15 protein-coding genes and 1 rRNA gene are annotated in these 15,396 nt (G+C 52.0%); 8 read left to right on the top strand and 8 right to left on the bottom strand.

The genetic code is table 11. The annotated features are described in order from the left end of the window. Window positions 1-98: ribosomal RNA gene (gene rrf / locus F3J28_RS20965) — 5S ribosomal RNA — on the top strand; the annotation flags it as partial. 91 nt (window positions 99-189) lie between these two features. Here the strand turns inward: rrf and mobB are convergent. Beyond that, window positions 190-714: a molybdopterin-guanine dinucleotide biosynthesis protein MobB gene (gene mobB / locus F3J28_RS20960; RefSeq protein ID WP_166879441.1), complete on the bottom strand. Its 525-nt coding sequence runs from the start codon at window positions 712-714 to the stop codon at window positions 190-192. After that, on the bottom strand, window positions 696-1,280 hold the full coding sequence (mobA, locus tag F3J28_RS20955; protein ID WP_166879457.1) for a molybdenum cofactor guanylyltransferase MobA: 585 nt from the start codon (window positions 1,278-1,280) through the stop codon (window positions 696-698). Before mobA ends, mobB begins: the two co-directional genes overlap by 19 nt. A gap of 73 nt (window positions 1,281-1,353) precedes the next feature. Between mobA and F3J28_RS20950 the strand changes: the two genes are divergently transcribed. The 3 genes from F3J28_RS20950 (at window position 1,354) to dsbA (ending at window position 3,345) form a co-directional block, all read left to right on the top strand. Beyond that, window positions 1,354-1,623 carry a YihD family protein gene (locus F3J28_RS20950; protein WP_008457378.1) on the top strand — a complete coding sequence of 90 codons (270 nt, stop codon included), beginning with the start codon at window positions 1,354-1,356 and terminating at the stop codon, window positions 1,621-1,623. Window positions 1,624-1,707: 84 nt separating this feature from the next. Then, complete coding sequence (locus F3J28_RS20945) at window positions 1,708-2,694, top strand: serine/threonine protein kinase (protein ID WP_166879437.1); 987 nt, start codon at window positions 1,708-1,710, stop codon at window positions 2,692-2,694. A 27-nt stretch (window positions 2,695-2,721) separates the two neighbouring features. Beyond that, entirely contained in the window at window positions 2,722-3,345 is a 624-nt protein-coding gene (dsbA, locus tag F3J28_RS20940) for a thiol:disulfide interchange protein DsbA (RefSeq protein ID WP_166879435.1), read from the top strand. A 15-nt stretch (window positions 3,346-3,360) separates the two neighbouring features. Here the strand turns inward: dsbA and yihG are convergent, their stop codons facing one another. Next, on the bottom strand, window positions 3,361-4,269 hold the full coding sequence (gene yihG, locus F3J28_RS20935; protein WP_166879432.1) for a 1-acylglycerol-3-phosphate O-acyltransferase, YihG family: 909 nt from the start codon (window positions 4,267-4,269) through the stop codon (window positions 3,361-3,363). A 446-nt stretch (window positions 4,270-4,715) separates the two neighbouring features. Between yihG and polA the strand changes: the two genes are divergently transcribed. Both polA and spfP read left to right on the top strand, forming a co-directional pair. Beyond that, entirely contained in the window at window positions 4,716-7,502 is a 2,787-nt protein-coding gene (polA, locus tag F3J28_RS20930; protein WP_166879429.1) for a DNA polymerase I, read from the top strand. Between the two features lie 165 nt (window positions 7,503-7,667). Next, entirely contained in the window at window positions 7,668-7,715 is a 48-nt protein-coding gene (gene spfP / locus F3J28_RS22650; protein ID WP_071892919.1) for a small protein SpfP, read from the top strand. A gap of 120 nt (window positions 7,716-7,835) precedes the next feature. On the opposite strand, the gene yihA is transcribed toward spfP, so the two are convergent. Further along, on the bottom strand, window positions 7,836-8,471 hold the full coding sequence (gene yihA, locus F3J28_RS20925; RefSeq protein WP_008457383.1) for a ribosome biogenesis GTP-binding protein YihA/YsxC: 636 nt from the start codon (window positions 8,469-8,471) through the stop codon (window positions 7,836-7,838). Window positions 8,472-8,920: 449 nt separating this feature from the next. Between yihA and yihI the strand changes: the two genes are divergently transcribed. Continuing rightward, entirely contained in the window at window positions 8,921-9,436 is a 516-nt protein-coding gene (yihI, locus tag F3J28_RS20920; RefSeq protein WP_166879426.1) for a Der GTPase-activating protein YihI, read from the top strand. Window positions 9,437-9,626: 190 nt separating this feature from the next. Then, window positions 9,627-11,000, top strand: a complete 1,374-nt coding sequence (gene hemN / locus F3J28_RS20915; protein WP_166879423.1) for an oxygen-independent coproporphyrinogen III oxidase — start codon at window positions 9,627-9,629, stop codon at window positions 10,998-11,000. Window positions 11,001-11,028: 28 nt separating this feature from the next. Here hemN and F3J28_RS20910 read toward each other — a convergent pair whose 3' ends face one another. From F3J28_RS20910 to glnA, 4 genes are all read right to left on the bottom strand, one after another. After that, window positions 11,029-11,139, bottom strand: coding sequence for a YshB family small membrane protein (locus F3J28_RS20910; protein WP_166879420.1), 111 nt, complete (start codon window positions 11,137-11,139; stop codon window positions 11,029-11,031). 112 nt (window positions 11,140-11,251) lie between these two features. Next, entirely contained in the window at window positions 11,252-12,667 is a 1,416-nt protein-coding gene (gene glnG, locus F3J28_RS20905; protein WP_008457391.1) for a nitrogen regulation protein NR(I), read from the bottom strand. Between the two features lie 8 nt (window positions 12,668-12,675). Next, complete coding sequence (glnL, locus tag F3J28_RS20900) at window positions 12,676-13,725, bottom strand: nitrogen regulation protein NR(II) (RefSeq protein ID WP_166879417.1); 1,050 nt, start codon at window positions 13,723-13,725, stop codon at window positions 12,676-12,678. Between the two features lie 259 nt (window positions 13,726-13,984). Then, a complete protein-coding gene (glnA, locus tag F3J28_RS20895; RefSeq protein ID WP_039289129.1) occupies window positions 13,985-15,394 on the bottom strand; it encodes a glutamate--ammonia ligase in 1,410 nt (469 codons plus the stop codon). Window positions 15,395-15,396: the final 2 nt, after the last annotated feature.

The following is a 15,396-nucleotide window of genomic DNA, read 5'->3' as shown; positions in this document are numbered from 1 at the left end:
GTGGTCCCACCTGACCCCATGCCGAACTCAGAAGTGAAACGCCGTAGCGCCGATGGTAGTGTGGGGTCTCCCCATGCGAGAGTAGGGAACTGCCAGGCATCAAATAAAACAGAAAACCTCAGCCTGACGGCTGGGGTTTTTTGCTTTTTAAAGATTCAAACAAACCATAAGCCACATATTTTCTCCGTATTACTGCAGTTCTACCCATTCATAGATAAAATCAGCGATCTGCTCTGCATTATTAAGATCCAATACAGGGACAGAAGCGGTGAGCGACACATCGCTGGCTATAGCAATGACATGCCGATCGATCTGTAATGCTTCAGCTTTATGGCCAGTTTCCTGCCTGAATAAAAGAATCTTAGCCACGGCTTCGTGTTTGAAACCTTCGACCAGAATTAAATCCAGTTTGCGGTTATCCATTCTTGAGGCGAGATAATGTAAATCCAGATTAGGCTCTTCGGGGGTTTCAGTCATTAGTGCCCAGCGCTTCTGGCTGGCGACAATGGTCTGCGCGGCGCCAGCTTTACGGAGTTCATAGCTATCCTTCCCAGGTTTGTCCACATCCATATCATGATGCGTGTGCTTAATGAGTCCGGGCCTGATGCCTTTATCCAATAGCAGTGGGATCAGCTGCTTCAATAATGTGGTTTTTCCTGTTCCGCTCCAGGCTGAAATAGCCAGTAAAGGCGGCGTTATCCTTTTTTCTGCCATTGTGAAAGCTCATCGAGAGTATTTATATTGGTAAAACAAGCAGCCTGGCCATCAAAAGAGACTGAATGTCCTCCTGTGCTTAGTAAGAAATGCATCACTCGCCTTTCGCCAGCGAGCAGGTATTCTCTCAATGGCAAACAAAGCGAATGATGAAGCAAAGCTACGCCGGGGTGATCCCGTAGCCCATCATTTGCCCATATTGCTAATGCGTTCCCACGCGCTTGCCAAAGCGTGCGGGCAAGAGCGGCGGGAATATTGGGGGTATCGCAAGGGCAGAATAGCAGCCACTCACTTTCAGTTTGTTCCATCACGGCTAACATACCGGCCAATGGTCCCTGGTAATCACTCATTGAATCCTGAATAACCGAAATTCCGCTTTGCTGATAGGTCTCAAGGTTTCTGTTGGCACTGATTACAACATCGCCTACCTGTGGTTTTAATACATTGAGGACGTGCTGGAAAAGTGGCTGGCCGTTAAGCAGGGCTAATCCCTTATCATTGCCGCCCATTCTGCTTCCTCTGCCACCGGCTAGCACAACGCCGGTGACTTCTGTTAATCGCTGCACGAATATCGCCTCTTTTAATGTGGGTTTGAGCCTGCTAACGTGTTGTCTTTCACATGTGATAAGGAACACCAACATGAAATGTAAGCGCCTTAACGAACTTCTTGAGCTGCTTCAGCCTGCATGGCAAAAAGAGCCAGATCTGAACCTGATACAATTCTTACAGAAATTGGCCGCTGAGTCAGGCTATCGCGGTGAACTGGCTGAGCTCACTGACGATGTACTGATCTACCACCTGAAAATGCGTGATTCTGCAAAAGATGATGCGATCCCTGGCCTTAAAAAAGATTATGAAGAAGATTTCAAAACGGCACTGCTGCGCGCTCGCGGTGTCATTAAGGAATAAAAGAGTAAAAGCTTGTAAGTCGAAACACTTAAGCGGTTTTGAAATGTTATCCTGAAGCATTCGTATTTACTTCCGGTTGCCGGGATGACAGACAGCGCATTTAATTTCCAGACTCTACATCCGGATACAATCCTCGATGCTCTTTTTGAACAAGGCATTCGGGTGGATTCGGGACTGACGCCGTTAAACAGTTTTGAAAACCGCGTTTATCAATTCCAGGATGAAGAACGCCAGCGTTTTGTGGTCAAGTTTTATCGCCCACATCGCTGGTCCGCGGCGCAAATTGAAGAAGAACATCACTTTGCGCTGGAACTGCTGGCCGATGAAGTGCCTATGGCTGCACCTCTTTGTTTTGCTGGAAACACTCTTCTGCAGCATCAGGGCTTTATGTTTGCCGTGTTCCCAAGCCTGGGAGGGCGGCAATATGAAACTGATAACATCGACCAGATGGAATGGGTGGGCCGCTATCTTGGCCGCATTCATCAAACGGGTCGTCAGCTGCTCTTTCAGCATCGCCCAACCTTTGGTCTGGATGAATATCTCTTCCAGCCGCGCGAGCTATTTGAAAATAGCGAGCTCATTCCCCGCGCTCTTAAGAAAGATTTTCTGACTGCAACGGATGCGTTGATAGAGGAAGTTAAACGCACCTGGCACACTGATTTTGAACCACTGCGCCTGCACGGCGATTGCCATCCTGGCAATATCCTCTGGCGCGACGGACCGCTGTTTGTTGACCTTGATGATGCTCGTAATGGCCCAGCGGTGCAGGATATCTGGATGCTGCTTAATGGAGATAAAGCCGAACAGCGCATGCAGTTAGAAACCATTATTGAAGCTTACGAAGAGTTTTCGTCATTTGATACCAGCGAGCTAACCCTGATTGAACCGTTGCGCGCTATGCGCATCGTCTATTATCTCGCGTGGCTAATGCGACGCTGGGATGACCCCGCATTCCCCCGAAATTTCCCGTGGTTTAGTGAAGAAGATTTCTGGAGAAGACAGACTGTAAGCTTTACAGAGCAGGTCCGGGTTCTACGAGAACCTCCATTACAATTAACGCCAATGTATTAATCAGTAAAATTCAGGAGAGAGTTGATTATGAAGAAGATTTGGCTGGCGCTGGCAGGCATGATCCTGGCATTTAGCGCCTCTGCGGCACAGTTTACCGACGGTAAGCAGTACATCACCCTGGATAAGCCGGTGGCTGGTGAACCACAGGTATTAGAATTTTTCTCATTCTACTGCCCACACTGCTACCAGTTTGAACAGGTTCTTCATGTGTCTGATAACGTGAAGAAAAAACTGCCTGAAGGCACCAAAATGACCAAGTATCACGTTGAGTTCCTTGGCCCATTAGGCAAAGATCTGACTCAAGCCTGGGCTGTTGCTATGGCGCTGGGCGTAGAAGATAAAATCTCATCCCCAATGTTCGAAGCCGTTCAGAAAACACAAACCGTGCAGAATGATGCCGACATCCGCAAAGTGTTCATTGACGCGGGTGTGAAACCGGAAGAGTACGATGCGGCCTGGAACAGCTTTGTGGTGAAATCTCTGGTTGCTCAGCAAGAAAAAGCGGCAGCCGATCTCCAGCTGCAGGGCGTCCCGGCTATGTATGTTAACGGCAAATATCAGCTGAATATGCAGGGCATGGACACCAGCAGCATGGATATCTTCGTGCAGCAGTATGCTGACACCGTGAAATACCTGGTTGAGAAGAAATAAGATTAAAAAAGCCGGTCATTGACCGGCTTTTTTATCCCCAGAGAGTAGCGTTTCCAGCTGCTTATCTTTTTCGCTCCACAGCATATTCAGCCAGAGCTGAAAACGGCGCTTAAAGCTTTTATCGTTAACATAATCTCCGTGAAGCTCTTCGGTAATCGGCACCAAAGAAACCCGCACAACGATTTTTGTCATTTTGCCTGAAAGCATATCGTAGAACGGCAGAAGACTATTGTCCGGGTAACACAGCGTAACGTTCAGCATCTTATCAAACTGTTTGCCCAGCACATTCATCGCCATCGCTATACCTGCCGCTTTCGGCGGTAACAGGTAGTTAAACGGTGAACGGGTTTGCTTCTTTTTCTCAGCAGTGAAGCGCGAGCCCTCAACGAAATTCACAATAGTGGTAGGGTGAGCACGAAACTTCATACATGAACGACGGGTCGTTTCGACATCTTTCCCCCTGCGTTCAGGATGCCGCAGCAAATAAGCTCTTGAATAACGTTTCATAAACGGCATATCCAGCGCCCAGCAGGCCAGCCCCATAAAAGGAACCCAGGCAAGCTGCTGCTTAAGAAAATACTTGTTCATGGGGATATGTTTGCGGAATAACACGCAAAGGATCACGATATCTGCCCAGCTCTGATGGTTGCTGATTAACAGATACCAGTTCTTTTTATTCAGGCCTTCTAATCCCTCGACATCCCATTTCAAATAAGGATTGAGGCGCAGCAGCAATGCGAGCCCTTCGCACCAGCAGTACATCATGAAATCAGCAAATACCGAGATCGAACGCCAGATAGACGGAACGGGCAGCATCAGCTTAACGATCCCGGCTAAAATGATAGGAACAGAGCAGGCAACCGTGACCAGAATAGTCAGTGCAATGCTTAACACCAATGTGATCGCGGCGAGTAATCTCGACATAGGTAATGTTTTTGCTGGTTAGGGTGTATGGAATGCTGATATTAGCGGCAATAAGGGGCGGATCTTATCAGAAAACCTATAATAGCGACTCGCCAAATGAACAGGATTTTCACCGATCGCATTTATGGGGAGAACAGTGGCCCGTTTTTCTTACTCGTCTGAGCATATATCCACATCAAACGATCGTTGGTTAATTCAGTAAGGCTAAACTAACATTCATTTAACTTACTGAAATTAAAATGTATTTAATAAAGGATCAATAAAAATAATGCCATGAAATTAGTTAGTTAAAAAAATATACACAAAGTTATCCACAAAAACGATCTCACGCAGGATCCCTCAATCCTGGAATTCTTTTCAGCATATTGCGCCCAATAGTTCATGTTTTTGGCCAGGCTATGGCATCCTTTAGCAATACATTAATCACAGGCATGGAACGGAACATTATGGTCCAGATCGCAGACAACCCGCTTATCCTCGTTGATGGCTCTTCCTATCTTTATCGGGCATATCATGCCTTCCCACCGTTGACGAACAGCCGTGGCGAGCCAACAGGGGCGATGTACGGTGTGCTGAACATGCTGCGTAGCCTGATTTTGCAATACCAGCCGACGCACGCTGCCGTAGTGTTTGATGCCAAAGGCAAAACGTTCCGTGATGAGCTGTTTGAGGACTATAAATCGCACCGTCCCCCAATGCCGGACGATCTCAGAGCGCAGATTGAGCCGCTGCATGCGATGGTTAAAGCGATGGGCCTGCCTTTACTGGCCGTCTCAGGTGTTGAAGCTGATGATGTTATCGGTACGCTGGCGCTGGAGGCTGAAAAAGCCGGCCGCCCGGTATTGATCAGTACCGGTGATAAAGACATGGCGCAGCTGGTGACGCCGGGCGTGACGCTGATTAACACCATGACCAATACCATCCTTGGGCCGGAGGAGGTACTGACCAAATACGGCGTACCTCCGGAGCTGATTATCGACTTCCTGGCGCTGATGGGTGACTCTTCGGACAACATCCCTGGCGTACCGGGCGTGGGTGAAAAAACGGCTCAGGCGCTGCTTCAGGGGCTGGGTGGGCTGGATACGCTTTACGCCAACCCTGAGAAAATTGCCGAACTCACCTTCCGTGGCGCGAAAACTATGGCCGCTAAGCTGGAGCAAAGCAAAGAGCTGGCCTACCTCTCCTATAAGCTCGCCACCATTAAGACTGACGTTGAGCTGGAACTGGGCTGCGAGCAGCTTGAAGTCCAGCAGCCGGCGGCAGACGAACTGCTGACACTCTTCAAGCAGTATGAATTCAAACGCTGGATAACCGACGTAGAGGCCGGTAAATGGATGCAGGCCAAAGGGGCTAAGCCGGCCGCACAACCGCAGAAAGCCGGTGAGGTTGAAGCCGAACCTGAAGTGCCAGCCAGCCAGCTCTCTTATGACAACTACGTCACTATCCTGGATGAGAGCGTACTGCTTGAATGGATTGAGCGGCTGAAAAAAGCGCCGCTGTTTGCGTTTGATACCGAGACCGACAGCCTGGACAACGTCAGTGCCAATCTGGTCGGGCTTTCCTTTGCGACAGAACCGGGTGTGGCCTGCTATATCCCCGTTGCGCATGACTATCTCGATGCGCCGGAGCAAATTTCTCGCGAGCGTGCGCTGGAACTACTTAAGCCGCTGCTGGAAGATGAGAAGGCGCTGAAAGTCGGGCAAAACCTGAAATACGACCGTGGCATCATGCAGAACTATGGCATTGAACTACGGGGTATCGCTTTTGACACCATGCTGGAATCCTACACGCTGGACAGCGTCGCAGGCCGCCATGATATGGACAGCCTGGCCGATCGCTGGCTGAAGCACCAAACCATCTCGTTTGAAGAGATTGCCGGCAAAGGCAAAAAACAGCTGACCTTTAACCAGATCGATTTGGAAACTGCCGGGCGCTATGCGGCAGAAGATGCGGATGTCACCCTGCAGCTGCACCTGAAGATGTGGCCGAAACTCGAGAAGGTTGCAGGCCCATTAAGCATCTTTAAAAACGTTGAAATGCCGCTGGTGCCGGTGATTTCGCGCATTGAACGCAACGGCGTGAAAATCGATCCGGCTATTTTGCACGCGCATTCTGGTGAGCTGACTAAGCGCCTGGCCGAGCTTGAACGCAAAGCTCATGAAATCGCAGGAGAAGAATTTAATCTCTCTTCTACAAAGCAGCTGCAAACCATTCTCTTTGAAAAGCAGGGGATTAAGCCGCTGAAGAAAACGCCGGGCGGAGCGCCTTCGACGTCCGAAGAGGTGCTTGAAGAGCTGGCGCTGGACTATCCGCTGCCGAAAGTGATCCTGGAATACCGTGGCCTTGCGAAGCTGAAATCCACCTATACCGACAAGCTGCCGCTGATGATTAGCCCGATAACCGGGCGCGTGCATACGTCTTATCACCAGGCAGTTACGGCCACCGGGCGCTTATCTTCTACCGATCCTAACCTGCAGAACATTCCTGTTCGCAACGAAGAAGGGCGCCGTATTCGTCAGGCCTTTATTGCGCCTAAGGACTACGTGATTGTTTCTGCGGACTACTCGCAAATTGAACTGCGTATCATGGCCCACCTCTCCCGTGATAAAGGCCTGTTAAGCGCCTTTGCCGAAGGCAAAGATATCCACCGCGCCACCGCTGCGGAAGTGTTTGGTCTGCCGCTAGAAAGCGTCACCGGCGAACAGCGTCGCAGTGCGAAGGCAATTAACTTTGGTCTGATCTATGGCATGAGCGCCTTTGGCCTTTCCCGCCAGCTCAATATTCCGCGGAAAGAGTCCCAGAAGTATATGGATCTCTACTTCGAGCGTTATCCGGGTGTGCTGGAGTATATGGAGCGTACGCGTGCTCAGGCGAAAGATCAGGGTTATGTTGAGACGCTGGATGGTCGCCGTCTCTACCTGCCGGACATCAATTCCAGCAACGGTGCTCGCCGCGCCGGCGCGGAACGTGCTGCGATTAACGCCCCTATGCAGGGTACTGCCGCCGATATTATCAAGCGCGCGATGATTGCAGTCGACGGCTGGCTGGAGACAGAAAAGCCACGTGTAAAAATGATCATGCAGGTGCACGATGAACTGGTGTTCGAAGTGCACAAAGACGACGTGGATGCGGTGTCTAAAAAGGTGCATGAGCTGATGGAAAGCAGCATGAAGCTCGACGTGCCGTTGCTGGTGGAAGTCGGCAGTGGCAAAAACTGGGATGAGGCGCATTAATCGACAATTGCTCAGGTCATGTTTTTGTAACTAAGCAACATAAGTCATAGCTTTTTGTGATGATGCTTCAAGAATGTGATGCAAAAAGTGAAAAAAAACTACAAAAAATGCTTTTTTGAGCGATTAAAAAGGAGTAAAGTTATTCGCGTAGGGTACAGAGGTAAGATGTTCTATCTTTCAGACCTTTTACTTCACGTAATCGGATTTGGCTGAATATTTAGCCGCCCCAGTCAGAAATGACTGGGGCGTTTTTTATTGCGCGAAAGAAAAGAAAAACGCGGCCAGGGCCGCGTTGTGAACTGAGAGTGAGCAGACGATCCTTGAAGGGACGAATTACTCTTCAGCCGCTTCCTCTTCCACCGCCGGCGGAAGATCGTTGTACCAGCTATCCAGCTTCAGGCGCAGTTTATCAACGCCGGTTTTCTTCAGGGAAGAGAACGCCTCGACCTCGATATTTCCGCCAAACGCAAGAATCGCTTCACGCACCATATTCAGCTGTGCTTTACGCGCGCCTGATGCGAGCTTATCGGCTTTGGTCAGCAGCAGCATGACTTCGATATTGCTGGCTACTGCCCACTCAATCATCTGCTGATCGAGATCTTTCAGTGGATGACGGATATCCATCAGCACGACCAGGCCTTTCAGACTGTTACGCTTTTGCAGGTATTCCCCCAGCGCGCGCTGCCATTTGTGTTTCACCTCTTCCGGGACTTCGGCGTAGCCGTAGCCAGGTAAATCTACCAGGCGTTTGCCTTCGGCAACTTCAAACAGGTTGATGAGCTGCGTACGGCCAGGGGTTTTACTGGTACGCGCCAGGCTTTTCTGATTGGTCAGCGTGTTCAGCGAGCTGGATTTCCCCGCGTTAGAGCGGCCTGCGAAAGCAACCTCAATACCGGTATCAGAAGGCAGATGGCGAATGTCCGGTGCGCTGAGCACGAACTTAGTCAGTTGATAGTTCCAGTTTTTCAAAACGGTTGTCTCCGTCAGGTAATCATTTGCCGGGGATTATACCTGAACGAGCAGAAAACGCCGTGTTTCTCGCCAGAAGCAGAAGGCTTACAGCGAAGTGGATTGATTTTGTAAGTCATTTGCTATGGTAAATGACAGATATCCCGGTGAATATTGGCAACGATTTATTCAAGAGTGTTTTATTTTCAAATAATTAACTGGTTAGTTCATTGTGGGGGAAGCCATGAATGTGGGCGGCCACCTTGTTAATAACAAGCGTAGCGGTAAAGTGAGTGTGTCGGCGAAGGAAGGACAGGGTTGTCTCAAGCTAACATGGAATATTTGCTCCTTTACGGGGGCCAGAATAAGAAAAAGGCGACGGGTTAACCTGTCGCCTTTTTTCTTTGCTTGCTTTCTGCTAGATTCCGCCGCAATTCTATACTGAATAAAATGGCTTAAGACGACTTATCATGAAGCAACCAAACTCGGCACCACAAGGTAAAAAACCGGCAAAAGCACGCCGTAAATCACGCGAAGAGCTTGACCAGGAAGCGCGTGAGCGTAAGCGCCAGAAAAAACACAGCGGCCACGCAGCGGGGAGCCGCGCGAATGGTGGCAATCAGGCGAAAGGCGGCAAATCATCGGGTCAGGCGAAAGACCCTCGCATTGGCAGTAAAAAACCTATTCAACTGGGCGTAGCCGATGCAGCACCGGTCGCTAAACAGCACAAACCGAAGAGCGAGAAACCTATGCTAACACCACAGGCTGAGCTGGATATGCTGGAAAACGATGAGCGCCTGGATGGGCTGCTGGAGCGTCTGGAAGCAGGCGAAACCCTTAGCAAGGAAGAGCAGTCCTGGGTGGATGCGAAGCTCGATCGCATCGATGCACTAATGGAACAGCTCGGCATCGCCTGGGAAGACGATGAAGAGGAAGAAGAAGAAAAAGCGGATGATTTGATGCGTCTGCTGAAGGGCGGTAACTGACGTTTACTCCTATGGGATTACCTGTTCTTATTATGGTTATTCCGCTGGTGTGTTATCTGCTGTGGTTATTCGTTAAACTACGGCGGCTGTCGCGGCTGCAGAATTCGCTGCGGCGAAGGGTTATGGCTCGTGGAACGAGCGGGCCAGCTTCGCCTCGTCGGCGCCGGCGACAACACCGCAAGGAGTGAGTATGTCTGAGCTGTTAATCGACTGGGATCTGGCTCTGATCCAGAAATATAATTATTCAGGGCCGCGTTACACCTCTTATCCAACCGCACTGGAATTTTCTGAAGCCTTTGGCGAACCGGCATTTTTGCAGGCGGTTGCCCGTTACCCGGAGCGGCCGCTGTCGCTTTATGTGCATATCCCGTTCTGCCACAAGCTTTGCTATTTCTGTGGCTGCAATAAAATTGTGACCCGCCAGCAGCACAAGGCTGACCAGTATCTCGATGCTCTGGAGCAGGAAATCATCCACCGTGCGCCGCTGTTTGCGGGCCGGCAGGTTAGCCAGCTGCACTGGGGCGGCGGGACGCCAACTTATCTGAGCAAAGCGCAAATAACCCGCCTGATGGCGCTGTTGCGTGGCAATTTCCATTTTAATGATGACGCGGAACTGTCTATTGAAGTTGACCCGCGTGAAATTGAACTGGATGTGCTCGACCATCTTCGGCAGGAAGGCTTTACCCGCCTTAGTATGGGCGTTCAGGACTTCAACAAAGAAGTGCAGCGCCTCGTCAACCGCGAGCAGGACGAAGCGTTTATCTTCGCGCTGATCGAGCGTGCGCGGGCGTTGGGGTTTACTTCCACCAACATTGACCTGATTTACGGCCTGCCAAAGCAAACGCCGGAAAGCTTTGCCTTCACGCTCAAGCGCGTAGCCGAGCTAAGCCCGCATCGCCTTAGCGTTTTCAACTATGCGCACCTGCCGACGCTATTCGCCGCCCAGCGCAAGATTAAAGACGCTGATTTACCGAGCGCGCAGCAGAAGCTGGATATCCTGCAGGAAACCATCGACTCGCTGACGGGGTCTGGTTACCAGTTTATCGGGATGGATCACTTTGCCCGCCCGGACGATGAACTGGCGATTGCCCAGCGGGAAGGCAAACTACACCGTAATTTCCAGGGGTATACCACTCAAGGGGATACCGATCTGTTGGGGCTTGGCGTGTCGGCAATTAGCATGATTGGCGACTGTTACGCGCAGAACCAGAAAGAGCTAAAGCGCTATTATCAGCAGGTGGATGAGCAGGGCAATGCGCTGTGGCGTGGCCTGGCGCTCACGCGGGACGATTGCATTCGCCGCGATGTTATCAAGGCGCTGATCTGCAACTTCCAGCTTAATTTCGCCGACATTGAGCAGGCCTGGTCGCTGACGTTTGCGGATTACTTTGCCGAGGACTTAGGCCTGCTGGCACCGCTGGCGAAAGATGGGCTGGTGGAGGTCAGTGAGCAGGGGATTCAGGTGACCGGCAAGGGACGCCTGCTTATTCGCAACATTTGCATGTGTTTTGATGCCTATCTGAGGCAAAAGGCGCGCCTGCAGCAATTTTCCAGAGTGATATAAAAAAGGCGGGGTTTCCCCGCCTTCTCTTTTAGCTAAAGAAGCTCACCAGTAACGCGCACATCACCGCGGCTACCGCCGTCTGCGGCGAATGACCAGCTTCAGCGCCGCGCGTGACCATATGAATTACGGATTCCAACATAACCGACTCTCCTGCCTGAACGCGCCCGATCATACTTAACCCGGCGCGGCAGTAAAGTACAAAATAGCAGCAATTGGCGGGCTGATTTGCTTCTTTACAAAATGGCCGAACGTTACTCCATACCGAGCTCTTTTAGCTTACGAGTCAGCGTGTTTCGGCCCCATCCCAGCAGGCGAGCTGCTTCTTGTTTATGCCCCTGAGTATGTCTCAGTGCAGTGGTTAGCAGCGTGCGTTCCATTTCCGGCTGAGCCTCAGAAAGCAGATCCTGATGGCCGGAGCGCAACGCTCGTTCCGCCCACTGTGCCAACAGCATGGCCCAGCTGTCCGGGTTGGTCTGCGTGACCCCGCCGCTTTCGGTCACTGTCGTTTCAAACAGCTCGCTCGGGAGATCCTGAATAAGCACTTCCTGACCCGCTGCCATGACCGTCAACCAGCGACAGGTGTTTTCCAATTGGCGCACGTTGCCGGGCCAGGCGAGACGCGTTAAGGCGTTTTCCGTTTCCGGATGCAGCAGCTTTGCTTCCACGCCCAGTTCGCGCGCGGCCACTTGCAGGAAATGGCGTGCCAGACGCGGAATATCTTCCCGACGCTCGCGAAGCGGAGGCAGGTGCACGCGGATGACGTTCAGACGGTGGAACAAGTCCTCACGAAACTTGCCTTCCTGTACCCGCTGCTCAAGGTTCTGGTGGGTTGCCGCAATGATGCGGACATCCACTTTTACCGCCGCGTAGCCGCCCACGCGGTAAAACTGTCCGTCGGCCAGCACGCGCAGCAAACGAGTCTGAACGTCCAGCGGCATATCACCTATTTCGTCGAGAAACAGCGTGCCGCCGTCAGCCTGTTCGAAGCGCCCCTGGCGAATCTGGTTGGCGCCGGTGAAAGCCCCTTTTTCATGCCCGAACAGCTCTGACTCGATTAAATCTTTGGGAATAGCCGCCATATTGAGCGCGATAAACGGCGATTTAACCCGTGGGCTGTGGCGGTGCAGCGCGTGCGCCACAAGCTCTTTACCGGTCCCGGATTCGCCGTTAATCAGTACGCTGATGGAGGAGCGCGACAGGCGGCCAATAATACGAAACACGTCCTGCATCGCCGGGGCTTCGCCGATGATGTCGGTCGTTGGCCCGTTATCCGGCGCATTTCGCGGCTGCTGCTGTTCCTGATAGTGGCTGATCGCGCGTTCAACCAGCGCTACCGCCTCGTCGATATCAAACGGTTTTGGCAGATAATCGAAAGCCCCTTGCTGATAGGCGCTAACGGCTGCGTCTAAATCCGAATGCGCGGTCATGATGATGACCGGCAGCATCGGGTGGCGCTGCTTAATCTGCTTTAACAGGGCAAGACCGTCCATGCCGGGCATACGAATGTCCGACAGCAGCACGTCCGGGGTTTTGGTCGCCAGCGCGTCCAGCACCTCATTGCCACTCTCAAAGGTGGTGCAGCTTAATCCGGCTCCGGTTAACGCGCGCTCAAGGACCCAGCGGATGGAGCTATCGTCGTCAACGACCCAAACTATCCCTCGTTGCATAATGACCTCTACTTCCGAATAGGCAGGTAAACCGAAAATTCGGTATGACCAGGCCAACTGTTGAATTCGATTTTCCCCGAATGCTGGTCGATCAGGCTACGCGCGATGGAAAGACCCAGCCCGGTGCCGCCTTCTCGCCCACTGACCATCGGGTAGAACAACGTGTCCTGCAAATGTGCCGGGATACCCGGGCCGTTATCTTCAATATCTATGCGTGCCGCGAGGCGGTAGCGAGAACCGTGCAGCGTCAGCTGGAAAGCGGTACGGGTACGCAAGATAATCTCGCCCCCTTCGTTACCCAGCGCCTGCAGCGCATTGCGTACGATATTCAGTAAAACTTGCTCAATTTGGTCAGGGTCGTGCGCAAACTCCGGCAAACTCGGATCGTAATCCCGCACAAGAGTGACGTTATCCGGCAGCTCCATCGACACGAGTTTCACCACGCGTTCGGCAACTTTATGAATGCTTTCGGTGACGTGCATGCCCGGCTGCTGAGGCCCTAGCAGACGATCAACCAGATTACGTAGGCGGTCCGCCTGCTCAATAATGACTTTGGTGTACTCCGTCAGCGACGGGTCGGGGAGCGCTTTACTCAGCAGTTGCGCCGCGCCACGTAAGCCGCCTAACGGGTTTTTAATCTCATGCGCAAGGCCACGAACTAAATCTCGGGCAGCAATCTGCTGCGCGTGTTGCAGCTGTTCCTGACTCAATCGGCGCTGATTATCCATCGGCGCCATTTCCATCAGGATGTATCCTTCCGGCAGCTTTTGCGCCGTCAGAGAAAGAATGTGCGATCGGCCATCAATGACCAGCGTTACCTCGTTGTCGGTAAACCCCTGGCCTGCCATCAGGCTTTCCTGCATGACGCCAATATTCAACGAGAAATAACTCAATAGATCCGGCAAAGGTGTGCCGTACAGCTTGCGTGAACTCTGCGCCAGTAGTTGCTGAGCCGCAGGGTTGGCGTAGTGAACCGCCAGCTCGTCATCCACGAGCAGGATGCTGTTGATGAGAGAATTCAGAATCTGCCCAGCATCGGGCAGCGCGCCAGTTGCCATACAGCAGTCTCCGTGCACCGTTTTAGTGCATTATAGTCTTTGAGTGACAAAAAACAGCGTCACAGGAGGATCCGATGGAGAAAAAAGCCCATCCGAAGATGGGCCAAAGTTTCCACGGCAACAAAAACTCCTAACGCCCTTCGCGCTACAGTTGCGTTGGCTGCCCTCACTCACCCTGGTCACATAGTTATCTATGCTCCCAGGGATTCACTCAGTTACCGTCTTACTGCAACACGAAACTCGTTGGATTTCTAAATTATTAGACGCTGTAGTACAGCTCGAACTCTACCGGGTGCGGAGTCATGCGAACGCGGTCGTTTTCTTCGATACGCAGCGCGATGTAAGCATCGATCGCGTCGTCGGTGAATACGCCGCCCGCAGTCAGGAACTCACGGTCTTCGTTCAGTGCATTCAGTGCTTCTTCCAGAGAGCCAGCAACCTGTGGGATCTCTTTCGCTTCTTCTGGCGGCAGGTCATACAGGTTTTTATCCATGGCTTCGCCAGGGTGGATCTTGTTCTTAATGCCGTCCAGACCGGCCATCAGCAGCGCTGCGAAGCACAGGTATGGGTTAGCCGCTGGGTCCGGGAAGCGCACTTCGATACGACGTGCTTTCGGAGACGCAACAACCGGGATACGGATAGAAGCAGAACGGTTACGGGCAGAGTAAGCCAGCATAACTGGAGCTTCGTAGCCTGGGACCAGACGCTTATAGGAGTTGGTGGTTGGGTTCGCCAGGGCGTTGATTGCTTTAGCGTGTTTGATAACACCACCGATGTAGTACAGCGCTTGCTCAGACAGGCCAGCATATTTGTCACCGGAGAACAGGTTTACGCCGTTCTTGGACAGGGACATGTGGCAGTGCATGCCGGAACCGTTATCGCCAAACATTGGTTTTGGCATAAAGGTCGCGGTTTTGCCGTAAGCGTGAGCCACGTTGTGTACAACGTATTTGTAGATCTGAATTTCGTCAGCTTTTTTGGTCATGGTGTTGAAGCGGGTTGCCACTTCGTTCTGACCAGCGGTCGCCACTTCGTGGTGATGAGCTTCAACAACCAGGCCCATCTGCTCCATGGTCAGACACATCGCAGAACGCAGGTCCTGAGAAGAGTCGACCGGTGGCACTGGGAAGTAACCGCCTTTCACCGCTGGACGGTGGCCTTTGTTTCCGCCTTCGTATTTGGTGCCGGTGTTCCATGCGCCTTCGATATCATCGATAGCTACGTGGGAGCCGGAGATAGAGCTGCCGAAGCGAATGTCGTCGAACAGGAAGAATTCTGGCTCTGGCCCGAACAGAACGGTGTCTGCGATGCCGGTAGAGCGCAGGTAGTCTTCAGCGCGTTTTGCAATAGAACGCGGGTCACGGTCGTAGCCCTGCATGGTGCCTGGCTCGAGAATGTCACAGCGGATAATTAGGGTAGAGTCCGCGAAGAACGGGTCGATTACCGCCGTGGTTGGATCTGGCATCAGCACCATGTCGGATTCGTTGATACCTTTCCAGCCACCAATCGAGGAGCCGTCAAACATTTTGCCTTCTTCGAAGAAGTCAGCATTTACCTGATGAGCAGGAATAGTGACGTGCTGTTCTTTACCTTTAGTGTCGGTAAAGCGCAGATCAACAAACTTAACTTCATGCTCATTCAGCATCGTCAAAACGTGTTCAGCGGACATAC

Source organism: Enterobacter sp. Ap-1006 (genome assembly GCF_011752835.1).
GTDB lineage: Bacteria > Pseudomonadota > Gammaproteobacteria > Enterobacterales > Enterobacteriaceae > Cedecea.
Note: the sequence above shows the minus strand (reverse complement) of the source record. Positions and strands in the feature narration are given on the sequence as shown.

What these genes read in the sequence shown, in the direction of transcription:
- mobB (WP_166879441.1), bottom strand. Translation starts at nt 714, where the DNA reads ATGGCAGAAAAAAGGATAACGCCGCCTTTACTGGCTATTTCAGCCTGG.
- F3J28_RS20950 (WP_008457378.1), top strand. Translation starts at nt 1,354, where the DNA reads ATGAAATGTAAGCGCCTTAACGAACTTCTTGAGCTGCTTCAGCCTGCA.
- F3J28_RS20945 (WP_166879437.1), top strand. Translation starts at nt 1,708, where the DNA reads ATGACAGACAGCGCATTTAATTTCCAGACTCTACATCCGGATACAATC.
- dsbA (WP_166879435.1), top strand. Translation starts at nt 2,722, where the DNA reads ATGAAGAAGATTTGGCTGGCGCTGGCAGGCATGATCCTGGCATTTAGC.
- yihG (WP_166879432.1), bottom strand. Translation starts at nt 4,269, where the DNA reads ATGTCGAGATTACTCGCCGCGATCACATTGGTGTTAAGCATTGCACTG.
- polA (WP_166879429.1), top strand. Translation starts at nt 4,716, where the DNA reads ATGGTCCAGATCGCAGACAACCCGCTTATCCTCGTTGATGGCTCTTCC.
- yihI (WP_166879426.1), top strand. Translation starts at nt 8,921, where the DNA reads ATGAAGCAACCAAACTCGGCACCACAAGGTAAAAAACCGGCAAAAGCA.
- hemN (WP_166879423.1), top strand. Translation starts at nt 9,627, where the DNA reads ATGTCTGAGCTGTTAATCGACTGGGATCTGGCTCTGATCCAGAAATAT.
- F3J28_RS20910 (WP_166879420.1), bottom strand. Translation starts at nt 11,139, where the DNA reads ATGTTGGAATCCGTAATTCATATGGTCACGCGCGGCGCTGAAGCTGGT.
- glnG (WP_008457391.1), bottom strand. Translation starts at nt 12,667, where the DNA reads ATGCAACGAGGGATAGTTTGGGTCGTTGACGACGATAGCTCCATCCGC.
- glnL (WP_166879417.1), bottom strand. Translation starts at nt 13,725, where the DNA reads ATGGCAACTGGCGCGCTGCCCGATGCTGGGCAGATTCTGAATTCTCTC.
- glnA (WP_039289129.1), bottom strand. Translation starts at nt 15,394, where the DNA reads ATGTCCGCTGAACACGTTTTGACGATGCTGAATGAGCATGAAGTTAAG.